20 protein-coding genes and 1 pseudogene are annotated in these 23,558 nt (G+C 60.4%); 7 read left to right on the forward strand and 14 right to left on the reverse strand.

Going from position 1 to position 23,558, the window contains the following annotated elements; all coding sequences use genetic code 11:
* Nucleotides 1-9: 9 nt before the first annotated feature.
* The 8 genes from ABIA48_RS25445 to ABIA48_RS25480 form a co-directional block, all read right to left on the reverse strand.
* Nucleotides 10-1,461 carry an NAD-dependent succinate-semialdehyde dehydrogenase gene (locus ABIA48_RS25445; protein ID WP_429492190.1) on the reverse strand — a complete coding sequence of 484 codons (1,452 nt, stop codon included), beginning with the start codon at nucleotides 1,459-1,461 and terminating at the stop codon, nucleotides 10-12.
* A 135-nt stretch (nucleotides 1,462-1,596) separates the two neighbouring features.
* Nucleotides 1,597-2,082, reverse strand: coding sequence for a flavin reductase family protein (locus ABIA48_RS25450; RefSeq protein WP_007991923.1), 486 nt, complete (start codon nucleotides 2,080-2,082; stop codon nucleotides 1,597-1,599).
* A gap of 12 nt (nucleotides 2,083-2,094) precedes the next feature.
* The gene (locus ABIA48_RS25455) at nucleotides 2,095-3,576 is read right to left on the reverse strand and encodes an aldehyde dehydrogenase (protein ID WP_429492191.1); all 1,482 of its coding nucleotides are present in this window, start codon (nucleotides 3,574-3,576) and stop codon (nucleotides 2,095-2,097) included.
* Complete coding sequence (locus ABIA48_RS25460; protein WP_429492193.1) at nucleotides 3,573-4,406, reverse strand: alpha/beta fold hydrolase; 834 nt, start codon at nucleotides 4,404-4,406, stop codon at nucleotides 3,573-3,575. The genes ABIA48_RS25455 and ABIA48_RS25460 overlap by 4 nt, the downstream gene beginning before the upstream one ends.
* Before the next feature lie 44 nt (nucleotides 4,407-4,450).
* Nucleotides 4,451-5,041, reverse strand: coding sequence for an amino acid synthesis family protein (locus ABIA48_RS25465; RefSeq protein ID WP_007978708.1), 591 nt, complete (start codon nucleotides 5,039-5,041; stop codon nucleotides 4,451-4,453).
* Between the two features lie 230 nt (nucleotides 5,042-5,271).
* A complete protein-coding gene (locus tag ABIA48_RS25470; RefSeq protein WP_277536887.1) occupies nucleotides 5,272-5,712 on the reverse strand; it encodes a phage infection protein in 441 nt (146 codons plus the stop codon).
* Nucleotides 5,713-5,937: 225 nt separating this feature from the next.
* Nucleotides 5,938-6,570 (reverse strand): response regulator, encoded by a 633-nt coding sequence (locus ABIA48_RS25475; RefSeq protein WP_007991952.1) that lies wholly within the window; start codon nucleotides 6,568-6,570, stop codon nucleotides 5,938-5,940.
* A gap of 33 nt (nucleotides 6,571-6,603) precedes the next feature.
* Nucleotides 6,604-7,968: a cache domain-containing protein gene (locus ABIA48_RS25480; RefSeq protein ID WP_429492196.1), complete on the reverse strand. Its 1,365-nt coding sequence runs from the start codon at nucleotides 7,966-7,968 to the stop codon at nucleotides 6,604-6,606.
* 357 nt (nucleotides 7,969-8,325) lie between these two features.
* Here ABIA48_RS25480 and ABIA48_RS25485 point away from each other — a divergent pair, with 357 nt between their 5' ends.
* Entirely contained in the window at nucleotides 8,326-10,383 is a 2,058-nt protein-coding gene (locus tag ABIA48_RS25485) for a carbon starvation CstA family protein (protein WP_429492198.1), read from the forward strand.
* Nucleotides 10,384-10,397: 14 nt separating this feature from the next.
* The gene (locus ABIA48_RS25490; protein ID WP_007976534.1) at nucleotides 10,398-10,595 is read left to right on the forward strand and encodes a YbdD/YjiX family protein; all 198 of its coding nucleotides are present in this window, start codon (nucleotides 10,398-10,400) and stop codon (nucleotides 10,593-10,595) included.
* A gap of 64 nt (nucleotides 10,596-10,659) precedes the next feature.
* Here the strand turns inward: ABIA48_RS25490 and ABIA48_RS25495 are convergent, their stop codons facing one another.
* On the reverse strand, nucleotides 10,660-10,866 hold the full coding sequence (locus tag ABIA48_RS25495) for a hypothetical protein (RefSeq protein WP_429492200.1): 207 nt from the start codon (nucleotides 10,864-10,866) through the stop codon (nucleotides 10,660-10,662).
* A gap of 309 nt (nucleotides 10,867-11,175) precedes the next feature.
* Between ABIA48_RS25495 and katG the strand changes: the two genes are divergently transcribed.
* The 4 genes and pseudogenes from katG to ABIA48_RS25515 all read left to right on the forward strand — a co-directional run bounded on the left by katG (nucleotide 11,176) and on the right by ABIA48_RS25515 (nucleotide 15,060).
* Nucleotides 11,176-13,389, forward strand: a complete 2,214-nt coding sequence (gene katG, locus ABIA48_RS25500; protein ID WP_429492202.1) for a catalase/peroxidase HPI — start codon at nucleotides 11,176-11,178, stop codon at nucleotides 13,387-13,389.
* Nucleotides 13,390-13,450: 61 nt separating this feature from the next.
* Nucleotides 13,451-14,107, forward strand: a complete 657-nt coding sequence (locus tag ABIA48_RS25505) for an OprD family outer membrane porin (RefSeq protein WP_429492204.1) — start codon at nucleotides 13,451-13,453, stop codon at nucleotides 14,105-14,107.
* 69 nt (nucleotides 14,108-14,176) lie between these two features.
* A pseudogene (locus tag ABIA48_RS25510) lies at nucleotides 14,177-14,254 on the forward strand (TetR/AcrR family transcriptional regulator); the annotation flags it as partial.
* Between the two features lie 29 nt (nucleotides 14,255-14,283).
* Complete coding sequence (locus ABIA48_RS25515) at nucleotides 14,284-15,060, forward strand: hypothetical protein (protein WP_429492206.1); 777 nt, start codon at nucleotides 14,284-14,286, stop codon at nucleotides 15,058-15,060.
* Between the two features lie 181 nt (nucleotides 15,061-15,241).
* Here the strand turns inward: ABIA48_RS25515 and ABIA48_RS25520 are convergent, their stop codons facing one another.
* Nucleotides 15,242-16,597, reverse strand: coding sequence for an amidase (locus ABIA48_RS25520; RefSeq protein ID WP_429492208.1), 1,356 nt, complete (start codon nucleotides 16,595-16,597; stop codon nucleotides 15,242-15,244).
* A gap of 13 nt (nucleotides 16,598-16,610) precedes the next feature.
* On the reverse strand, nucleotides 16,611-17,942 hold the full coding sequence (locus ABIA48_RS25525; protein WP_429492210.1) for an MFS transporter: 1,332 nt from the start codon (nucleotides 17,940-17,942) through the stop codon (nucleotides 16,611-16,613).
* 212 nt (nucleotides 17,943-18,154) lie between these two features.
* Between ABIA48_RS25525 and ABIA48_RS25530 the strand changes: the two genes are divergently transcribed.
* Nucleotides 18,155-19,192 (forward strand): LacI family DNA-binding transcriptional regulator, encoded by a 1,038-nt coding sequence (locus ABIA48_RS25530; RefSeq protein WP_429492212.1) that lies wholly within the window; start codon nucleotides 18,155-18,157, stop codon nucleotides 19,190-19,192.
* Between the two features lie 60 nt (nucleotides 19,193-19,252).
* Here the strand turns inward: ABIA48_RS25530 and ABIA48_RS25535 are convergent, their stop codons facing one another.
* The 3 genes from ABIA48_RS25535 to ABIA48_RS25545 are packed head-to-tail and all read right to left on the reverse strand — an operon-like array spanning nucleotide 19,253 to nucleotide 23,415.
* The gene (locus ABIA48_RS25535) at nucleotides 19,253-21,469 is read right to left on the reverse strand and encodes a DUF3604 domain-containing protein (RefSeq protein ID WP_429492214.1); all 2,217 of its coding nucleotides are present in this window, start codon (nucleotides 21,467-21,469) and stop codon (nucleotides 19,253-19,255) included.
* Nucleotides 21,470-21,508: 39 nt separating this feature from the next.
* On the reverse strand, nucleotides 21,509-22,507 hold the full coding sequence (locus tag ABIA48_RS25540) for a HupE/UreJ family protein (RefSeq protein ID WP_429492216.1): 999 nt from the start codon (nucleotides 22,505-22,507) through the stop codon (nucleotides 21,509-21,511).
* A complete protein-coding gene (locus ABIA48_RS25545; protein WP_429492218.1) occupies nucleotides 22,507-23,415 on the reverse strand; it encodes a peptidyl-prolyl cis-trans isomerase in 909 nt (302 codons plus the stop codon). Before ABIA48_RS25545 ends, ABIA48_RS25540 begins: the two co-directional genes overlap by 1 nt.
* Nucleotides 23,416-23,558: the final 143 nt, after the last annotated feature.

Genomic DNA, 23,558 nt, shown 5'->3' on the forward strand with positions numbered 1-23,558 from the left:
CCCGCGGGCTCAAAGGCCGCCCATCAAGGTGTATTTGAGTTCCAGGTAATCCTCGATGCCGTACTTCGACCCTTCACGGCCCAGCCCCGAGGACTTGATGCCACCAAACGGCGCGACTTCGGTGGAAATCAGCCCTTCGTTGATCCCGACCATGCCGTACTCCAGCGCCTCGCTCATGCGCCAGGCGCGGTCCAGGTCGCGGGTGTAGCAGTAGGCGGCGAGGCCGAATTCGGTGTCGTTGGCCATTTCAATGGCCTGGGCCTCGGTGTCGAAGCGGAACACGGCGGCCAGTGGGCCAAAGGTTTCATCGCGGGCGACTTTCATCTGCGTGGTGACGCCGGTGAGCACGGTCGGCTGGAAGAAACCGTTGCCCAGCGCATGGCGTTCGCCACCGCACAGCAACTGTGCACCATAGGCCAGGGCGTCTTGCACGTGGTCTTCGACCTTGGCCACGGCACGCTCGTTGATCAGCGGGCCCTGGGTGACACCTTCTTCGAAACCGCTGCCGACCTTGAGCTGCGAAACCCGTTCGGCCAGTCGAGCGACAAAGGCATCATGGATACCGGCCTGCACCAGGAAGCGATTGACGCAGACGCAGGTCTGTCCGGCGTTGCGGAACTTGGCGATCAGCGCCCCGTCGACGGCACGCTCCAGATCGGCATCATCGAACACGATGAAGGGTGCGTTGCCCCCCAGTTCCAGCGAGACTTTTTTCAGCGTCGGCGCACATTGAGCCATCAGCAGCTTGCCGATGGCGGTGGAGCCGGTGAACGACAGTTTGCGCACCAGAGGGCTGCCGGTCAGCTCGCCACCGATGGCAATGGCATCGCCGGTGATTACATTGAAAATGCCCGCTGGAATGCCGGCCTGTTCCGCCAACACGGCCATGGCCAGTGCCGAGAACGGCGTTTCCGGGGCCGGTTTGACGATGCACGGGCAACCGGCCGCCAGCGCAGGACCGGCCTTGCGGGTGATCATCGCCGCCGGGAAGTTCCATGGCGTGATGGCCGCGACGACGCCAATCGGCTCCTTGCTGACCACGATGCGCGCATCGCCCTTGTGGCTGGGAATGGTGTCGCCGTAGATGCGTTTGGCTTCTTCGGCGAACCACTCGATGAAGCTCGCGGCGTAGAGGATTTCACCCTTGGCTTCAGCCAGTGGCTTGCCTTGTTCGAGGGTGAGGATTTCGGCCAGGGCGTCGGCGTTTTCCAGCATCAAGGCATGCCAGCGCTTGAGCGTATTACTGCGCTCCTTGGCGGTCAGTGCACGCCAGGCCGGCCAGGCTTTGTTGGCGGCCTCGATAGCCAGGTGCGCGTGTTCAGCGCCGAGGTTCGGCACCTGGCCGATACGCTCGCCGGTGGCCGGGTTGAAGATGTCCTGACAGGCGCCCTGCGGCGCGTCCAGCCATTGGCCGTTGATGTAGGCCTGCTGGCGGAACAGTAACGAGGCTGCTGGGCTCATGCCGGCTCCTGAAAAAAGTGATGAACCTGTGGGAGCGGGCTTGCTCGCGAAAGCGGTGGGTCAGTCATATTAATGTCGACTGACACTCCGCCTTCGCGAGCAAGCCCGCTCCCACAGGGGGATTGTGTTGAACCATCAAGCCAGGGCGGGCAGTGGGCCCAGCTTGCCTTTGTGGTAGATCATTGGTGTGACCGGTTGCTCGGGCAGGATCAGGTTCTTCACCGCGCCGACGATGATCGCGTGATCACCGCCGTCGTATTCGCGCCACAGTTCGCACTCGATGATCGCCGTGGCCTTGGCCAGGATCGGGTTGCCCCGTTCGCTCAAGTGCCACTCGATGCCTTTAGCCTTGTCCTTGCCTTTACCGGCGAAGGCATAGGCTTCGGCGGTCTGGTCGGCGGACAGCAGATGAATCGCGAACTGCTTGCTGTCGCGCAGCACCGGGTAGGTGTCGGAGCCGTAGTTGGGGCAGAACAGCACCAGTGCCGGGTCGATCGACAGCGCACTGAAGGCGCTGGCGGTGATGCCGACGATGCCGCCGTCCGGGTCCAGGGTGGTGACCACCGTGACCCCGGACGGGAACGAGCTCATCACGTCTTTGTAAATGCCGGGTTCGATCATTTTCCAGGACTCCTAGCGCATCACGAATGGATCAGGCATCGGTGCCTGGGACAGGTTGATCCACACCGTTTTCAGCTCGGTGTAGGCCAGCACCGAATCGATGCCGCTTTCGCGTCCATAGCCGCTGTTCTTGAAACCGCCGATCGGCGCCATGGCCGAGACGGCGCGGTAGGTGTTGACCCAGATGATCCCCGAACGCACGTCCCGGGCCAGGCGATGGGCACGGCCCAGGTCGCGGGTCCAGATGCCGGCGGCGAGGCCGAACTGCGAGTCGTTGGCAATTGCCAGCGCTTCGGCTTCGTCCTTGAAACGGATGACCGAGGCCACCGGACCAAAGACTTCTTCCTGCATGATCTTCATCGAGTTGCGGTCGCACTCGAACAGCGTCGGTTCGTAGAACCAGCCGTCGCCCAGATTCTCAGGGCGCTTGCCGCCCAGGCGCAGGCGCGCACCTTCGGCGATGGCATCGGCCACCAGGCCTTCGACTACGGCCAGTTGCTGCGCGGTGGCCATCGGGCCCATTTCACTGCTGTCGTCCTGGGGGTTGCCGATGCGGATGCGCCGGGCGCGTTCCACCAGGCGAGCGACGAACTCGTCGTAGATTTCGTCCTGCACCAGCAAGCGCGAACCGGAGACGCAGCTCTGCCCGGAGGCGGCGTAGATCCCGGCGATGGCGCCGTTGATCGCGCTATCGAGGTCGGCGTCGGCGAAGATGATGTTCGGCGATTTGCCGCCCAGCTCCAGCGACAGCTTGGCGAAGTTCTCCGCGCTGCTGCGCACCACATGCCGCGCCGTGGCGGCACCGCCGGTGAAGGCAATCTTGCGCACCAGCGGATGGCGGGTGAGGGCGGCGCCGGTGCTCGGGCCGTAACCGGTGACGACGTTGACCACCCCCGGCGGAATCCCGGCTTCCAGTGCCAGACGCGCCAATTCAAGGATGGTCGCCGAGGCGTGTTCCGACGGCTTGATTACGATGGTATTGCCCGCGGCGAGCGCCGGGGCGAGTTTGATCGCGGTCAGGTACAGCGGGCTGTTCCACGGAATGATCGCGGCGACCACACCCATGGCTTCGTGCACGGTGTAGGCAAACAGGTCCGGCTTGTCCAGCGGCAGGGTACCGCCTTCAAGCTTGTCTGCCAGGCCTGCGGTGTAGTGGAAGAACTCCGGCAGATAGCCAACCTGGCCGCGGGTTTCGCGGATCAGCTTACCGTTGTCGCGACTTTCCAGCTGCGCCAGCTGCTCCTTGTTTTCGGCGATCAGGTCGCCCAGGCGACGCAGCAGTTTGCCGCGAGCGGTGGCCGTCAGACCGCGCCATGCCGGGCTGTCGAAAGCGCTCTGCGCCGCCTGCACGGCGCGTTCGACGTCGGCTTCGTCGGCATCGGGCAATTCGGCCCAAGGTTCGGCCAGCGCGGGGTTGAGACTTTGAAAGGTCTTGCCGGACAGGGCATCGACCCATTCACCGCCGATGCACATCTGGAAGCGTGCGAGTGTCATGCAACGATCCCCTTGATCTGGTTTTGTTGGGAGTGCGCGGCCTGCAGAAACTCCAGCAACAGCTGGTTGACCAGGCGCGGCGATTCTACGGGCATCATATGCCGTTGCTCGGCGAGGACGGCAACGGTCGCATCGGGAATGCGTTCGGCCAGTTGTCTGGCCATTTCCGGGGTCGAGCCGGGGTCCAGTTCACCGGTGGCGATCAGCGTCGGCACCCGGATGCTGCCCAGGTCGTCGGCGCGGTACATGTCCTGGGTGGCGAACAGTTCGTAAGTGGTCAGGTAACCCTGCGGGTCATTGCCGGCCAGGGTCTGGCGAATCGCGGCGATCTGCGCCGGGTTCGCGGCCTGGTATTCGCGGCTGAACCAGCGCGACAGCGCCGCTTCGGCATTGGCGTCCGGCCCGTGTTCGGCGGCCTGGCTGGTGCGGGCGATGACCCCCGCGCGCTGTTCGGCGCTGCGGTTGAACACACTGTTGAGCACCACCAGGCCTTCCAGGCGTTGCGGGTAGTGCAGGGCAAACGCCCGCGCTACCAGCCCGCCCATGGAAAAGCCAATGACCGTTGCCTTGGGCAATTGCAGGTGGTCGAGCAACTCCAGCAACTGGTCGGCATAGCCGAGCAGCGGCGTGCCGATCGAAGGGCGCGGGCTGGCGCCATGGCCGAGCATGTCGTAGGCGATGACGCGGTACTTCGTGGCCAGGCCAACGATCTGGCCGCCCCACATTTCTTTGTTCAGGCCCACGCCGTGGATCAAGACCACGGGCTGGCCTTGGCCGGTCGCCAGGTAACTGGTGCCAGCCGGGGTGAGTTCAGCGGTGAGCCGAATCATGGAGCGCTCCTGCAATGCCTTCTTGTTGTCGTTCTGCTGGCCGGTTACTGGGCTTTTTCGGCGGCCAGTTCTTCCAGGTCGATGTAGCGGTTGCCGATGCGCGGGTGCAGGCGGCCGCCGTCGGCGCAACCCAGGACCACGACGATTTCGTCGGCACGCGGGGCGTCTTCGATTTGCATTTCCAGGGTGATGTAGTGCGAACGCAGGCCTTCGTCGTCCTTGTGCATCATCGGGATCTGGATCGAGGTGCCCGGGCCGCCGCGCTTGTTGGTGAAGCTCAGGTAGCTCTTGGCCTTGACCGCTTCGCGGTAATGGTTGCCGAAGCGCAGGGTGTGGATCACCGCAGAAGCGTGTTCGATTTCGCCATCGGCGCCGACCACGGCAGCCTTGCCGTAGGCCTCGATTTTTTCAGCACCGCCAATGATGCCCACCAGACGCTCAACCATCAGTGCACCGAGGTCGGAGCAGTTGGCGCGGATCTGCGGTTTCAGGTCTTCGACGAAACCGTTGCCCAGCCAGGGGTTTTTCATCACCACGGCCAGACCGACCATGGTCACGGGCTTATCGGTGGCTTTGCCGCCTTCAATAAAGGTTTCTTCGACATAGCTGACGATCTTGCGGATTTCGAAACTCATGAGCTGCTCCGTAGAGGTTTTGGGTGTCTGTGCGTCTGATGGTATACCATAATACCTTAAGCACAAGTCCCTCGGACGGAGTTTCTGGTCGGACGGCGATAAAAGGGTGTCGCTGACTGGCATTAGCCAGGCGAGGCGCTACTTGTGGTGGGGGAAGACTTTTAAAAGACGTAAAAAAACCCGGCTGATGAGGCCGGGTTCTCGTCGGGTCTTGCGGTACCGCCCTGCATTCAGGCAGTACGGTTCTGGATCAGGCGATCGGAACCACCTTCGGCAACGCGGTTTTGCAGCAGTTTGTCGGAGCCACCCTCGGCAACGCGGTTCTGCAACAGTTTGTCGGAACCACCCTCGGCTACGCGGTTCTGCAACAGTTTGTCGGAACCGCCTTCGGCGACGCGGTTTTGCAGCAGTTTGTCGGAACCACCTTCGGCGACGCGGTTTTGCAGCAGTTTGTCGGAGCCACCTTCGGCAACACGTTTTTCCAGCAGGCGATCCGAACCACCTTCGGCCACACGATTCTCGATCAGGCGATCGGAGCCACCCTCAGCCACACGGCTTTCAATCAGACGATCCGAGCCGCCCTCAGCGACCACAGGTTGAGCAGAAGTTGCGGCGAAAGCGTTAACGGCGAAAACCGAGAAAGCGATGCTGAGAAGGGTTTGGCGTTTCATGATGGTGTGCTCCGGGGTGTCATGGGTTGGTATGGAGCAGATGTTACGCCGGGGATTTTTTAAGAGAACTTCATTGAGTCAATGGTGACTATCGACGCAGTCAATGGATGATTCGCTGACCCTTGTGGGAGCGGGCTTGCTCGCGAAGGCGGTGTGTCAGTCGCCATCAATATTGAATGTGCCGGCCTCTTCGCGAGCAAGCCCGCTCCCACAGGGTTTTGGGTGTTAGCGGGAAATGAGCCCATGATCGATGGCGTATTTGACCAGCGCCGCCGGCTTGTCGATGTTGAGCTTGCGCCGAATGCTCAAACGGTGTGTCTCCACCGTGCGCACGCTGATATCCAGTTCCCGGGCCATTTCCTTGTTGTTCAGCCCTTGCGCCATCTTCGACAACACCTGGCTTTCCCGCGGTGTCAGCTCGTTGTCGGAGTTCTTGTCGGCGATCAGCCGTTGGGCGATTTCGGCGCTGTAGAAGGTTCCGCCGCTGCTGATGGCTTCGATGGCCGCGATGATTTCCCGTGACGGGGCGTTCTTCAGCACGTAGCCGCTGGCGCCGGAGCGCACCGATTCACTGACGTACTCGTAATTGTCGTACATGCTCAGCACCAGCACCTTGAGCGACGGGTACTGGCTACGCAGCACGCGGGTCAGTTCCAGGCCGTTCATGTCCGGCAGGCTGATGTCGACCAGCAGCAGGTCCGGTTGGCAGCGGCCGACCATCTCGATGGCCTCGGCGCCGTTTTCCGCTTCGCCGACCATTTCCAGGGGCGACATCACGGCCAGCAGCGCCTTGATGCCGTCGCGCACCAGGGAGTGATCGTCGACCAGGGCGACGCGGATCGGGGAGGGCAGGTTCATGCGAGGTTTCACTCTTGTGATTTTTGGGCCGGCTCAGTGTTTTGCGTCAGGTTTCATTGGCAGCAGTACGTCCAGCTCACTTCTGCCCGGCATCGAGATCAAATCGAAGCGCCCGCCAAAATGCTCGACGCGTTCGCGGATGTTACGCAAGCCAATGCCGGCCTGACGACGTTCGACCTGGGCGACGTTGAAACCGATGCCGTCATCGACCACGGTCAGCCGTACGGACTCGTCGCAGCCGCGCAGGGTGATGGATACGTTTTTCGCCTGGGCGTGGCGTTCGATGTTGGTCAGGCCTTCCTGGACGATGCGGAACAACGCGACAGCGGCACCATCGACCAGTTGGCAATCGAATTCATTTTCGTCATAGGTCACGGTCAGCCCGCTGCGCTGCTCGAATTCCGCGGCCAATTGGCCGATGGCCGCCGGCAGGCCGAGGGTGTCGAGCAAGGATGAGCGCAGGTCGTGGGAGAGACTGCGGACCTCACCGATGGCATCGCCCAGACGTTCGGTGGCGTCTTTTAACGTGTTCAAACCCTTTTCGTGGGCTTGTCCGCGTTCCAGCAGATGGCTGGCCAGTTCGAACTGAAACTTGATCGAGACCAACACCTGGCTGATGCCGTCGTGCAACTCGCGGGACACCCGTGATCGTTCTTCCTCCTGCAGGCTGACGATGCGCTGGGTCAGACGCTGCAGTTTTTTGTCTGCCAGGCGATGCTCGCTGACATTGAGGGTCATGCCGGTGGCGAACACGAACAGCACCGCGACGAGGGCGACCACGGCGATGGCCATCATGGTCTTGCGGATGCCCTGGGCTACTTCTGCGCGAGCCTGCTGGGTGGCGCGTTCGACGTCTTCGAGGTAGATGCCGGTGCCGAGCATCCAGCCCCAGCGATCGAGCATCACCACGTAGGCGAGCTTGTCGGTCACCTGACCGGAGGAGGGTTTGTTCCAGGCATAGCGTTGAAAGCCTTCGCCGGATTGCGCACTTTGCAGCAGCGCCTGAATCACCGGCAGGCCGTGGGGATCTTTCATGTCCCAGAGGTACTTGCCCACCAGCTCCGACTGGCGCGCGTGCATCAGGCTGCGGCCTTCGCGGTCGTAGACGAAGAAGTAGCCGTTGATGCCGAAGCTGAGTTTGCGCAGTTCTTCCAGCACTTGCTGCTGGGCACGGGCGTCGCCATGGCCGTCGTCGTACAGCGGCGCGATCAGGCTCTGGGCCATTTCCACGTAGTTTTTCAGTTCGGCGCGCTTGCTCGCCAGAATGCTGTCTTCGATCAGTTGCGCCTGCTGATCGCCCAGTTGGCGGTTGAGGGAAATCACCAGCGCGCAGATGACGGCAATGGCCAGCACCAGCGGCAGAATTCCGAGGGCGACGATTTTGTGTTTGAGCTGCATGTTGACTCCTGCCCGCGCGAAGGCTCGGCATCATATGCCAAAGAGGCGTTCGGCCAGTAGCGTTGCTGGACGGAATGACCGGTGGCCGGGATGAAATGCAAAACCAGTGTGGGAGCGGGCTTGCTCGCGAAGGCGGCGTGTCCTTCAACATAAGTATTGACTGATACACCGCCTTCGCGAGCAAGCCCGCTCCCACAGGGAGATCGTGGCATCTACGTAGAACTACGTAGACGCCACGTACGTAGTAACGCGGATTTATTTGTGGACGCCATGCGCAGATATTGGGCCAGCTCCGCACCGCGGACACAATTATAAAAATTACCGCCGCAGTCTCTGGCTGTCGGCAGGAGACACACTATGCCCCGTCTGGCTAAACACCTCGCCTGGTTTGCCGTGGCTGTCCTGGGAGCGATTGCGCTAAGTGTCGTGGCCCTGCGCCGCGGTGAAGCGATCAACGCCCTGTGGATCGTCGTCGCAGCAATCGCTATCTACCTCGTAGCCTACCGCTATTACAGCCTGTTCATCGCCAACAAAGTGATGCAGCTCGACCCCAATCGAGCCACTCCGGCTGTGCTCAATAACGATGGTCTGGACTACGTGCCGACCAACAAACACGTGCTGTTCGGTCACCACTTCGCGGCCATCGCCGGTGCAGGGCCGCTGGTCGGCCCGGTGCTCGCGGCGCAGATGGGTTACCTGCCCGGCACGCTGTGGCTGATTGCCGGCGTGGTGCTGGCCGGTGCCGTTCAGGACTTCATGGTCCTGTTCATGTCCACCCGCCGCAACGGCCGTTCCCTCGGCGACATGGTCCGCGAGGAAATGGGCCGCATCCCCGGCACCATAGCGCTGTTCGGCTGCTTCCTGATCATGATCATCATCCTCGCAGTGCTGGCGCTGATCGTGGTGAAAGCCCTGGCCGAAAGCCCTTGGGGCATTTTCACGGTGATGGCGACCATCCCGATCGCGATGTTCATGGGCATCTACATGCGCTACATCCGCCCGGGCCGCATCGGTGAAATCTCCGTCATTGGCGTGCTGTTGCTGCTCGGTTCGATCTGGCTCGGCGGGCAGATTGCTGCGGATCCGGTGTGGGCCAAGGCCTTTACCTTTACCGGTATCCAGATCACCTGGATGCTGATCGGCTACGGTTTCGTCGCGGCGGTACTGCCGGTGTGGCTGATCCTGGCGCCGCGTGACTACCTCTCCACCTTCCTGAAAATCGGCACCATCGTCGCCCTGGCCATCGGCATCCTGGTGACCATGCCCGAGCTGAAAATGCCGGCGCTGACCCAGTTCATCGATGGCACTGGTCCGGTGTGGAAGGGCGGGTTGTTTCCGTTCCTGTTCATCACCATTGCCTGTGGCGCGGTCTCCGGTTTCCACGCGCTGATTGCTTCCGGCACCACGCCGAAGTTGCTCGCCAGTGAAGGGCATGCCCGCTACATCGGTTACGGCGGCATGCTGATGGAATCGTTCGTGGCGATCATGGCGATGGTCGCGGCTTCGGTGATCGATCCGGGCGTGTATTTCGCCATGAACAGCCCGGCCGCTGTGGTTGGCGCCGATGCAGTTGCCGTCGCGCAAACCGTCAGCAGCTGGGGCTTTGCCATCACGCCGGACGCTCTGCAAGCGGTGGCCCATGACATCGGTGAAACCACCATCCTGGCCCGTGCCGGCGGTGCGCCGACCCTGGCGGTCGGGATTGCGCAGATCCTGCACCACGTATTGCCGGGCGAGAACACCATGGCGTTCTGGTACCACTTCGCGATCCTGTTCGAGGCGTTGTTCATCCTGACCGCGGTCGACGCCGGTACCCGTGCCGGGCGCTTCATGCTTCAGGACTTGCTCGGCTCGTTCGTGCCGGCCCTGCGCCGTACCGAATCCTGGACCGCCAACCTGATCGCCACCGCCGGTTGCGTGGCCATGTGGGGGTATCTGCTGTACCAAGGGGTGATCGACCCGTTGGGCGGCATCAACACCTTGTGGCCGCTGTTCGGTATCTCCAACCAGATGCTGGCCGGTATCGCGCTGATGCTCGGCACCGTGGTGCTGATCAAGATGAAGCGCCAGCGGTATGTCTGGGTCACCCTGCTGCCAGCCGTGTGGCTGCTGATCTGCACCACCACCGCCGGTTTCATCAAGCTGTTCGATGCCAACCCGGCGATTGGCTTCCTGGCGTTGGCCAGAAAGTACAGCGACGCCCTGGCCAACGGTCAGGTGCTGGCCCCGGCCAAGAGCATCGACCAGATGCAGCACGTGATCTTCAACGCCTACACCAACGCAACGCTGACCGCGCTGTTCCTGTTCGTGGTGTTCAGCATCCTGTTCTTCGCGCTCAAGGTTGGTATCTCCGCCTGGGGCAGCAAAGAGCGTACGGATAAAGAAGCGCCATTCCAGGCCGTGCCAAACGCGTAGTCGAGGAGGGCAGCATGTTCAATGACCTGAGTCGCCTCGGTAAATACCTTGGTCAGGCTGCGCGCCTGATGGTCGGCATGCCCGACTACGACAACTATGTCGAGCATATGCAGACCAAACACCCGGACAAACCGGTGATGGACTACGAGGCGTTCTTCCGCGAACGCCAGGAGGCCCGTTACGGCAGTAAAGCCGGACCGAAGTGCTGTTGAGTGAAATAAAAAAACCGGCTGGAATGGCCGGTTTTTTATTGCGTGCAGGAACGCCCTGAATGGCTCAGGCCGCGTGGTAATCCGAATCGTCGCTGCCATCTTTGTCCCGGGTCATGGAGGCCTTGTCAGGCTTTTGTCCCTGAGGCTGATGATCCGGCCTGGCGATTTTGAGCGCCCGGTCGGCGACCTTGGCGTTATGCATCAGGCGACAGAACACGGCGGCGGTGATGATCGACAGCAATGACCAGATGACAATGGCTTTGAAGAACATGGCGAAACCTCTTGCGGCAAACAATTCTTACGATCGCCAGCATCCTTGCAGCAAATGCTAATTATCCATTGTGGCATGGGTTCATGATCTTGCATTTCCTTGCTGATTTGAGCTGTTTATCAGCTATCTCCCCAGATGAAGCGACAGTTTCCCGGACCGGTACTTTAATGGATGTTCTGGAGCGACTGATCATGGGGCTGTCATAGCCTTAAGGCTATGGATCTCATACCGAAAAGCTATTTCATCAATCGGTGATCCGGATCCACGCTCAAGGATGGTTAGCTGAAAACAAAATCAAGAGGAGATGCCATGTCAACTGAATCGAAATGCCCGTTCAATCACGCCGCTGGCGGTGGCACGACGAACCGCGACTGGTGGCCGAACCAACTGAACCTGAGGATCTTGAGTCAACACTCGCCCAAGTCTGACCCGTTGGGGGGCGACTTCAATTATGCCGAAGCCTTCAAAAGCCTGGACTTCCAGGCGCTGAAAAAAGACCTGACTGCGCTGATGACCGATTCCCAGGATTGGTGGCCGGCGGACTTCGGTCACTATGGGCCTTTTTTTATCCGCATGTCCTGGCACGCCGCAGGCACCTATCGCACCGGTGACGGCCGGGGCGGCGCCGGCACCGGCCAGCAACGCTTTGCACCGCTCAACAGTTGGCCGGACAACGTCAGCCTCGACAAGGCTCGTCGGCTGCTCTGGCCGATCAAGCAAAAGTACGGCAACAAAATCTCCTGGGCCGACCTGATTGTCCTCGCCGGCAACGTTGCATTGGAGTCCATGGGCTTCAAGACCTTTGGTTTTTCCGGTGGCCGCCCGGATGTCTGGGAACCGGACGAAGACGTCTATTGGGGCTCGGAAAGCAAGTGGCTGGGTGGCGACGTGCGTTATGGCAAAGATGCCGGGCAAGCTCCCGCCGAGCGCAATCTGGAAACCCCGCTCGCAGCCGTGCAGATGGGCCTGATTTACGTAAACCCCGAAGGCCCTGAAGGCAACTCTGATCCGGTCGCCGCCGGGATAGACATCCGTGAAACCTTTGCGCGTATGGCAATGAACGACGAGGAAACCGTTGCGCTGATCGCGGGCGGTCACGCCTTCGGCAAAACCCACGGTGCCGGTCCTGTCGAACATGTCGGACCTGAGCCCGAAGCCGCCGGCCTCGAACTGCAGGGCCTGGGCTGGAAGAGCACGTTCGGTACCGGTAAAGGTGCCGACGCCATCTCCAGTGGCCTGGAAGTGACCTGGACAACCACGCCAACGCAGTGGAGCAACAACTACCTGGAGAACCTGTTCGGTTATGAATGGGAACTGACCAAGAGCCCGGCGGGGGCAAACCAGTGGAAGCCGAAAAACGGCGCTGGCGCCGGCACCATTCCGGATGCCTTTGATCCGTCCAAACGGCGTGATCCGACCATGCTGACCACGGACCTGTCGCTACGCTTCGACCCGATCTATGAGCCGATTTCGCGGCGCTTCCTGGCCAATCCAGACCAGTTGGCCGACGCCTTTGCCCGTGCCTGGTACAAGCTGATTCACCGTGACATGGGGCCACTCTCACGCTACCTCGGCCCGGAAATGCCCAACGAAGAGTTGCTGTGGCAAGACCCGATCCCTGCCGTCGATCATCCGCTGGTCAGCGACAGCGATGTGGCGGACCTGAAAAGCAAAGTGCTGGCTTCCGGCCTGTCGGTTTCGCAACTGGTATCGACGGCGTGGGCGGCGGCTTCCTCCTTCCGTGGCTCCGACAAACGTGGCGGCGCCAACGGTGGGCGTCTGCGCCTGGAGCCGCAGAAGTCCTGGCAGGCCAACCAACCGGAGCAACTGGCCAATGTGCTGGCCAAACTCGAAGGCATTCAGAAGGCGTTCAATAGTGCGCAAACCGGCGGCAAGAAAATCTCCCTGGCCGACCTGATCGTGCTCGCCGGTGGTGCGGGTGTCGAACAGGCTGCGAAAAATGCCGGCCACAGTGTGACGGTGCCATTCAGCCCGGGACGCATGGACGCCAGCCAGGAACAGACCGATGTCGATTCCTTCGGTTACCTTGAACCGATTGCCGATGGTTTCCGTAATTACCTGAAGCAACAGTACCGTGTGCCGGCCGAAAAATTGCTGATCGACAAGGCGCAACTGCTGACGCTCAGCGCGCCGGAAATGACGGTGTTGCTGGGTGGCTTGCGCGTGTTGAACACCAATGTCGGCCAGAGCAAACACGGTGTGTTCACCACGCGTCCGGAAGCCTTGACCAACGACTTCTTCACCAACCTGCTGGATATGGGCGTGGAGTGGAAGCCGGTATCGGATGCCCAGCAAGAGTATGAAGGTCGCGATCGCAAAACCGGTGCCGTGAAGTGGACGGGGACGCGGGTTGATCTGGCCTTTGGTTCCAATGCGCAGTTACGCGCCCTGGCCGAATTCTATGCCTGCGCCGATGCGCAGCAGAAGTTCGTCAACGACTTCGTCGCAGCTTGGACCAAAGTGATGAACCTGGATCGTTTCGACTTAAACCGCACTGTCTAGAGGAGATTTTGTCATAACGCTGGAGCCGGCAAAAAGTGCCTCGGCACGACTGCCGGCTCCAATGTCCAGTAGACGCGATGGGCTTCAGTCAGGCGCTTTCAAGAACGTATCGCTGCATTGGCGTAACGCAACCATGCACTCGAACTTCACTGATGCGGCGGATGAAAACCGGATCATCGTGGGTTACACAAGAGTTAAGGGGTTGCCCGGTTTTCTGGAGCGGCATGCTTCACCAGACAATTTCCCGAATCAGAAACTGGCCCGTCCGCGGATCGAACTGACGCACAAAGTGAACGTGCCTGGAACCGAAGGGCTGATTGCTGAACCCGGGCCCTCTGATCACCTCGAAGTTGTTCATCCGGTGGATCGGTATGAAGTGCCGGTTATCCATTGGCACGAAATGCCGGTTGTGCATTGGTACGAAGTGCCGGTTATCCATTGGCACGAAATGCCGGTTGCGCATTGGTACGAAATGCCGGTTGTGCATTGGTACGAAATGCCGGTTTTGCATATGAAACGGGCCCCTGTTGAAATGTTGGAATTGCCCGCATTGCTGTGGCTGCCCACTGACCAGAACGGCCGAGTGAGGATTTTGATCGAGACCGCCACCGCTGATTGCCTCCAGGGAGAGGCCGCTTGCCAGAAGCCCCGCAACCAAGAGCAGGAGTTGCTTGAAGATACGCATAGCGCCACCTCCGACGGTCCCCCCCCACACTAAATTATAGTAGGCCATCGACCCCGGCCTGGCCTTGGCGCTGAAGTAGAGGCGGTCACCCACGCTTTGACTAACCGTCAAGACGACATCGAGCTTGGAGACCTGATGCACAAACTGTACGATCGCCATTTCGGACTGCCGGTACTGCCCAGACGCAACGCATAACAAAGGGGATATCAATGCATCAAGTTGCGCAACGTTATCTTGGCGTATGGAAGCGGCGTTTGATCCAGTACCGCTCAGGGCGTTCGGACAGCGAAACGGCCGTGTATTGGCTACAGACACCACGACTGTTTGCCGACTTGCGAATCCCCTCCAATCCGCTCCCTGGTCTGGCGCTTGAAGAACTCAGCCACTCTCACCATCTGGCGTTGTGTGAACAGAAAGGTTTCGCCGGGGTGACCCAGACAGATGTCGACATTTGCCAATGGCATCGCAAAATGGACTATCAGCCGGTCAGTGGCGCTGAAGACATTGGTCGCATGCACTTTGAAACCAGTGAGTGCCTGATCGAAACCGCTCTGGACGAAAGCTACTACGAAATATGGGAACGCTTGCCCGACTCCCTCGGCGCTTGTCGTGGCCAATGGTTGCAAGCGATGGATGATCCATCGCGTCAGGGCTGTCTGCTATTGGCCGGGGACTATTTTCTGTTCGCCGCCAGCCGCCCCACACCGCTGACACCGGGCACTCATTTGCGCGAAAAGCTCAGCCAACCCGAAAGCTCAATAAACCCTGCTTCCCTGTTTGCCTGCGAACTGTCATTTGGCCGGCATCACGCCGGAGAAACTCCATGGAAAATCGAGTGCTCAACGCTCCCCGCCAAAACCGGTCAATGCCTGCTGCCATCATCGGTGGACCCATTTGCCCCGGATATTTTCGCCAATGAAGCCGTCATGTCTTCACTCGGCACATTCATTCCAGCTGGTGGTTGGCGCTGTGCGCCTGATCCGTGACATACAGCGGGCCGCCGATCAGTTAAGCCAAAACGCGATCCGTGTAGCAGCTGGCGAAGCCTGCGTTCGGCTGCGAAGCAGTCGTAAAGTCAGCCTATGCGGTGCGTCAGATCCACCGCGCACTCAGGGTTTACGACTGCTGCGCAGCCGAACGCAGGCTGCGCCAGCTGCTACAGGCCCACTAGTCCCGTACGAATCGCTGCGCCATAACCCGCAACAAACGATCATCCTCTCCCGCGGCGCCAATCACCTGTAGCCCCACCGGCATCCCCCTTACCAGCCCCACCGGCAGGCTGATCGCTGGCAGCCCGGTGAGATTCCAGGCACTGGTATGGCTGAGCAACGCGGTGCGCACATCGATGTCCTGGTCACCAATCCGGACTTCGCGCGCATCGACCGCTGGCGCGGTAATCGGCACGCTGGGCGAGACAAGAAAGTCATAGCTCTCGAATAAGCGCGCCATCGCCACCTTGAACCGTGCTTGGCTGGCTTGTGCGCGGATGTATTGCCAGCCCCTGACTTCACGCGACAACTCGAGGCGCTCGCGCACCTCCTGCTCGAACTTGTGCGGTGCATCCTGCATGCGCTCGGCATGCAAATCGAAGGCCTCGGCGCGTTGCAGCATCAGCAAGGTGTCTTTCATTCCGGCCGCCAGCGGTTCCAGTTCAGCAGTATCCTGCAGCGCCTCGCCAAACAGCTGCTGTGCCGCCTGGTATACCTGCCGATCCAGCTCGGCGTCGACCGGGCCGAAGCTGCCGGTGGTGATCCAGCCAACCCGCAACGGTCGAGGGTTGGCCTGCGGCGCGCAAGCTCGCCCAGCCACCACTTCGAACAGTAGTCGTGCATCCTCGACGTGGTTGGCGATCGGGCCCACGTGGTCGAGGCTCGACGCCAGCGGGAACACCCCCTCCAGCGGCACACTGGCAAACGATGGCTTGAAGCCGACCACTGCGCACAACGCCGCCGGAATACGGATCGATCCGCCGGTGTCGGTGCCCAGCGCCAGCGGCACCATGCCGCTGGCCACCGCAGCGGCGCTGCCGGCGCTGGAGCCGCCAGTGATGCAACTGGCATCCCAGGGGTTACGTGCCGCGCCCTGCAGCGAGCGGTCGCCGGTCGGGCCGTAGGCGAATTCGTGGGTCAAGGTCTTGCCGACAATCACCGCACCGACCTCGCGTAGACGTTGCACGCACAGCGCATCGCGGCTCGGCTTGAAGCCTGCGAAATGAGCAGAGCCGTAGGTGGTGACATAGTCGAACGTGTCGATATTGTCTTTGACCGCCACCGGTATGCCGTGCAGCGGGCCCAGGTCCAGGCCCCGGGCGAACAGCTCGTCGGCCTTGCGCGCCTGGGCCAGCGCCACGGGTGCATCGACATGAACGAAGGCGTTCAAGGTCGGATTCAGGCGCTCGATGCTGTCCAGGGCTGCTTGGGTCAGCTCGACGCTCGTCAGGCTGCCCGTGCGCAGGCGTTCGGCCAGCGCGATGATCGATTGACCAAAAAAAGATCCAACATGAGTAGGTTCCGCCAGGCTCATACAAACAACTCCATCAAACTGCTTCGGATAAAGGGGAAGGGCTGGATTGCCGACTGCCGGGACGCACCATCAGCATTGCGCTCATGCCCAGTGCAGTGGCTACCGCCGCTGCCACGAACATCGACGAGTAGCCATAGCGCACGGTCAGGTAGCCGGTCAGCATTGGCGCGATGAACGAAGCGGTGTTGGCGATGAAATGGGTCATGCCGCTGTAGGCACCGACCCGGTTGGACGGCGCGGTGTCGATCACCACGGCCCAGTAAACCGAGTTGGGCAGCGCGTTGAGGGCGTTGGCCAGGGTCATCAGGGCAATCACACCCCACACGGTCTGGGCCTGCGAAACCAGTATGAAACAGAGCGTGGTCAACAGCAGACAGGTCGCGGCCAGCCAGCTGCGTGCTACCTTCAGGTCGCCGGTGCGGCGCAACAGCAGGTCGGAGATCTTGCCGCCCAGTAGCACGGTGAAGCAGGCGCCGGTCCACGGAATCATGCCCATGTACCACAGCGACGACAGGTTGTAGTGAAACTCGTCCTGCAGGTATTTGGGGGTCCAGGTCAGCAGCAGGAACGTCACGTACACGAACGAGAAGTAACCGACCGCATTGAGTATCAGGTCCTTGTTCTTGAAGAAATGCCATACCGGCGCAACGCTAGTGGTCGGGGTTGAAGCATTGGCTGCCGCTGCGCGTTCCCGTCGCAGGAAGTCGAGCTCGGCCTTGGACACCCGCGGGTTCTTATCGGGGGTGTTGGTGAAGCGCGTCATGAAGAAAATCAGCAACGCCAGGCTGACCACGCCCAGCACCACGAACATGCTGCGCCAGCCGCCAGTCAGGGTTTGCAGACCTACCGCTACCGGAGCGGTGAGCAGCGCGCCCAGTGGTGTGCTGAGCAGTCCAACCGAGACCACGAAGCCGCGCTCCTTGGGCGTGGCCCAGTTGGCCACACTCTTGTTGATCACCGAGTAGGCCGGGCCTTCGGCAAAGCCGAACAGCACGCGGATAGTGGCGAAACCGGCCATGGCCGAGCCGCCCATGAATGCCAGCCCGAGGTCACCGGCAAACGCGGTGGCGATCTCGAAAATCGACCAGGTGGCACCCGCAATCAGCCAGATGCGCTTGGCGCCAAAGTGGTCGGCCAGGATGCCGCCGGTCAACGCCCCGAGGATGTAGCCGTAACCGAAGTAACCCAGGACCTTGCCCCAGTCGGCCTTGTCGAAACCGTACTCCGGAAGAATGCTCGCCGAGGCATAGGCGATCGCGCCGCGGTCAATGTAGTTGAGCAGTGCCATCAGCATGATCAGGAAGAAAATCTGGTAGCGGAAAGACGGAATAGCTGCGCTGTTCATAGGGATCTGACTCTTCAAATGATTGGCAGAAGTCAAAAAGTCGGCCGCGTCCGGCGTATTTTTATTGTGTTACCCAAACGTTTGGGTTGGCGAAATGTAGAGACAGAAAAAGTTTTAGTCAATCGTTTGGGTAAAGGTTTTTTTTCGAGAGGAGGTGCTGTATTGAGGTAGAATCGCGCGCTGAATAATGCACGGTTGGAAGACTCTCAGACATGCCGAATCAATCCCGCCCCGCCACCCTGAAGTCCATGGCGACTGCACTCGGGTTGCACGTCTCCACGGTGTCACGGGTGCTCAATGGCGACCCGACCGGGGTTGAGCGCGCGGCGTCGGCCGAGGTGGTGGCGCGCATTCGCGCATTGGCCAAAGAGCTGGATTATCGGCCGAACACGCAGGCATCCAACCTGAAATTGCGTAAAAGCCAGGAGATCTGCGTGCTCATGCCGCGCCTCACTGACCTGGTAATGGCGACCATTTACGACAGCATCGACAGCGCGGCGGAGCAGGCCGGCTACCTCACCTTCGTCTCCAATACCGACGACCAGCAGCCGCGCCAGATGGCGCGTGCCGAGCACGCCTTGCGCCGCTCGGTGGCCGGGCTGATCGTGGGTGACTCGCATGTGGGTGAAACCCAGCCCCTACTCGATCTGCTTGCACGCAAGAACATTCCCTACGTGCTGGTCAGCCGACAGATTGCCGGGCATCTGTCGGCGGCCAGCGACGACGAATTGGGCGGCTGGTTGGCGGCTGAGCATCTGTATCGGCTGGGCTGTCGCGATGTGGCGATCCTGGCTGGCGAACGACATGCGTCCACCGGGGCTGATCGTACCCGCGGGTTCATCCGTTATTACCGCGAACAAGGCCTGACCCTGCGCCCCGAGTGGATACTCAATGGTCCTTTCGACAGCCACACCGGACACCAGCAAGGCGAGTATCTGTTGGGGCTCAACCCACGCCCGCAGGCGTTTTTCGCGGTCAACGACTTCCTTGCCATTGGCCTGATGGGCGCCGCACGCGACAAAGGGTTGCAGCCGGGCAAGGACATTGCCGTCGTCGGCTTCAACGACATCCCGCTAGCCAATGAACTCATCGTTCCACTGACCAGCGTGCGCCTGCAGATGGCACAGATGGGGCGGCATGCGGTGGAGTTGCTGCTCAAGCGCATCAGAGGTGAGGCCGCCGAGTCGATCATCCTTGCGCCGCAGTTGCAGGTGCGGGCGAGTTCCTCGCTGTTGGGTCGCGCTGACTGAGGGGCGGCCCATTAATCTGCCAGTACCGATGCATACACAGCACCGGTACTGGCCTCGACGCTACTTGATCTCCTCAACCTCGTAATTCACATAACCGAATTCGTTGCTGCGAGCCGCCACGTACTTGCCGTTCTGCTCGAATACCGTGGCCTCGAAGGGCGTGCCGCCGAGTGTTGTCAGCAGATGCCCGTCCTTGATTTCGTATTTGGCCGGCACGCCGAACTGACCGCCATGCAGCATGTTCAGGTATTCCCCTTGCGCAGGCGGCTTGCCATCGACGCTGGCGACCAGGCGCTGGCCGTCGGTGCCATAGACGATTTCATACGTTTGCCCGGTGACGGTATTGCGCACCTTGATGGTTTTGCCCACCACGAAGGCTTGCAACTGCTCGTTGGTGAGCGCTTTGGCGCCTTCGGTTTTCAGTTGATCGATGGTTTTGCCGCCAGCGACAGACTTGCTGTCCTCGGCTGTCGGCGTGTACCAGATCGGTGAGGTCCACGCGCGCTCCTGGACGGTGGGCGAGACGTCGGACGGTGGCGGTACTTGCAGCTTGGCCGCGTCATAGGTGCTCCAGCGCGGTGTCGGAATCTGTAGCGCGCGAGCGTAGTAGAACGCGTGTTGGGCCGGATCGAAATCCGGATCGACCCAGACTTTTTTCAGTTCGGTGGCACCGATGGTATTGGTGTAAGTCGCCTTGGAAACATCGACCGTCGAGCCCACCGGTGGGACTTTGCCGGTGACCGGGTCCGGTTGGCGATCACCGGCCCAGGCGACGTCGTAGATCTTCTCGAAGGTCTGGCCGTTTTTGGTCCAGCCCTTGATGATCTGGATTCGGTCAAGGTTGCCATCGTCGGTATCCTTGACGGCCCACACCACGAAGGAAGGCGCCTGTTTACCCTGTTTTGCCGGCAAGTCACCGCCCATGGGAACGCCCTTGGCGTAGGCGGCATGCACCCAGTCTTTTTCGTTCCACAAACTGCCGTCGAAGCCCCAGCCGCCAAACATGCGCACGGGGATGCGCACACCGCTGGTGCCATAGACTTCTTTACGCTTCATGGCATCGAAAATCGATTCACGGGTGTTTTCTTCAGCCCAGACGCCGGCCAGCCCCGAGGTGCTGGTTTGCAGGGCCATCATGCCCGAGTTCTGTTTGCCGGAGAGACGCGCCGCCGGGGTGCTGTCGGTGAAACCGTGGGAGCCGAAGTTGTTGCTCTGCGAATAGGGAATCACCCCGTTGTGCGAGTCGCTGGCGCCGACCACGCCCATTTTGTAGGGGTTGTAGCCGCGGGCTTCCTGCAAGGCCATGCCGTTTTGCCAGGCCTGCCTGATGTAACTGCCATTGAGCTTCGAGGTGCTGTTGTCGATGCCGATCAGGAAACTCATGATTTCGTAATTGGCGAATTCGTCGGTCGGCGACAGTTCGGGGTGAGTTTCGGAAGTGCCTTTTACCTGGTGAATTTCGGTGAGCGATTCATTGCGCATCCGCGTTTCGGCCCACGCCGCATCGATGGGGCGGCCACGGTCATCAACGTCCACCGGAAACATCAGGCCGTTGCTGAGGTTGGCATTGTGGGAGATCGCCAGCACCTCGTTGCCCTTTTTCCGTTGATCGTCCATCCAGCCCCACAAATCTTCGGGTTTGTTCGAGTCGAGGGCCGTGAAGGGCAGGTCCGGCACCTTCTTCGAGTCGCGGAAAAACACGTTGCGGTGCATGTTCTGATTGTTGGGTGCCGAGGTCCATTCATAGGCGACGAAGGTGGTGAACTTGCCGGGTTTGTAATACTTGTCGGCGATGGCGATGTTCTGCTGCCAGATGTTGCCGGCCACCTTCGGATCAATCAGCTCCTTGATGGGATTGTTCAAGCTGCCGGCGATCCATTTGAACACCCGGTTGAAATCCTCCGGAGTCTTGGCAATCAGTTTTTGCGCGATGGGCAGTTTGCTGAAGTCTGACTTCGGATCATTGGCCAGCGCGATCACGCCCACGTACTCCGAATGATCGGTCACGCCATGGAAATCCAGCGGTCGGCCTTTGAGCTGCACTTCAAACCCCATCGGATGCTTGACCGGCATGCCAAGCGAGTATTGGTAGGCCTGTTCGGGATCGACCTGATGGTTGCCGATCAGGTAAGCATCAATCGACCAGGAGCTGTGCGAGTGCGTCTGGCCAAAGTAAACCTCGCGATCCGGGTTGCCCTCCGCCAATGCCAATGTGCTGACAGTCAGCACGGCGCAACCGAGCAGTGACGGCGTGGTGAAGTGTGTAAGGGTTTTCATATTCCACGTCTCCGGAATTCGGCAGTGACAAGGTGAAGTTCAGGCCCAGAAACTCGCGACCCGTTCGAAAAACCAGAAGGCCGCCAGCGTTCCCAACCCGTAAGAAGCAATCGGTCGGGCATACAAGAGCGCGGGCCGTGGCAGCCGACAATGCAGCAACAGCGCTCGCAGGCTCAGCACGGCGGCGACGAACATCAACTGGCCGATTTCGACGCCGACATTGAAAGTGAACAGCGCCAGCGGCAGGTCGCGTTGGGGCAAGCCGATTTCCGCCAGCGCACCGGCAAAACCAAAGCCATGCAACAAGCCAAAACAGAACGCCACCATCCATGGCCATTGGAGGGTGAAGCTGACGTCGCCACGGTTCTTGCGGGCGATTTCCACCGCCAGCAACAGAATGCTCAGCGCAATCGTCGCCTCCACAGGCGGGCCGGGAAGCCGCACCGCACCCAATGTTGCGAGCGCCAGGGTGATGGAGTGGGCGAGGGTAAACGCGGTGATAGTCTTCACCAGCATCCAGCCATTACCCACCAGCAGCAGGAGCCCGAAGACGAACAGCAGGTGATCGAAACCACCCAGAATGTGCTGGATGCCATGGACCAGAAACGCACCGGCCACCGAGAACGCTCCCGGCGTGGCAGCGATTTCTATCCAGGGTTGCGCAGGGTGGACGAGGGTGGTCGTCAGGCTGCCGTCCAGGCGCGAGACGCGCACCAGCACATCGGTGATGCTCGCTTGCAGGCCGATGAATTCGATACGCTGCCCGACCAGGCCGGCGGGGCCTGCATCAATGCCCCGGCGCTCGATCTGCGAATCGTTCAGCGTGCTTTCCAGCGGATCAACGACAGTGCGCACACTGTCGGCAAACCGCAGCGCAATCGGCAATCGCATGCCTGAAAGCACCGGCGTGCGCCACAGTACGTCATAGCGCCCGGCGGCCGTTTCATTGAGTTCCAGGTACGCGGGACGCGACTCATGGGCCATGGCGGTCAGCCCCATGAACCCGAGCAGCAACAGCAGCCAGACCGTGCGTCTCATTACTGCCGCTCCATTTGTGTGGCGGCAATGCCACCGGCGGAAGCAGGCATCATCACCACGACTTCATAGCGTGCTTTGAGCGCATCGAAATTCGCGCGTTTCGATTCGCTGCGTTGCTCGGACAGCCAATCGGACTTGACCTGCCGGGCCACGGTTTCGAAGGGCGGTGCCGGTGGCTTGGCCAGCGCATCGATCCACACCAAATGCCAGCCAAAACCTGACTCCACAGGCCCGACCCAACGTCCGGGAGTTTGTTCGAATAACGAAGTGGCAAACTTTGAACCAAAGACCCGCGCCACCTGATCTCGGGATTGCTCTGTGTAGGCGCTTTTAAACATGAACGTATCGCCCTCACCGCTGTTTTTGTCGGTCAGGCCACTTAACGCAGCCTGAGCCTGGGCTTGTGTATCAACACCACGTTTGTCCAGGGCAAAGAACAGATGGTGGAAAGTTGCAAGTGGCAGTGGGGCATATTGCTCTTGATGCCGCTTGTACCAGGCCTCTAGTACACTGGGTGCCGGTTCGCGAAGCGACGCTACATCTTCGGCGAGGAAGTCCATTTTTTGCGCCAGTCGGCGGCGAATGATGGTGTCGTCTTTATCCAGGCCAAGTTTCAGCGCTTCGCGATAAAGGATTTCCTCTTTCACATAGTCATCAATCATGCCCTGCATCTGTAGTTCCGATGCGGGTCGTTGCCATCGTGCCAGCCAGGAAATCGCGATCCGCTGAACAACTTCAGGGGTGATTTCGATGCGTTGCGGATCTTGATTGACCGCTGAACGGTGCAATCCTCCGTACAGCACAAAGAGTGCGAAACCGGCGATTAAAAAGTGCAGTAACGGCTGGCGAAGGCATCGCTTGATTAACGAAAGTCGAGACGCTTTTACCCCACCGACACTTAAGTTCATGACTTATTGCCCCACGCTATACTCGAATGGTTTTCAAAGCAGAGTGGAGTATTGCTGCAGAATCGGAACTTTCCAACAAGGCTAATCACGATAAGCACTAATTGTTAGTCACTATTGGATTAAACAATTTCCCCGGGCAAGTT

Origin of the sequence: Pseudomonas sp. S30_BP2TU TE3576, assembly GCF_050436025.1 — a bacterium.
Lineage (GTDB): Bacteria > Pseudomonadota > Gammaproteobacteria > Pseudomonadales > Pseudomonadaceae > Aquipseudomonas.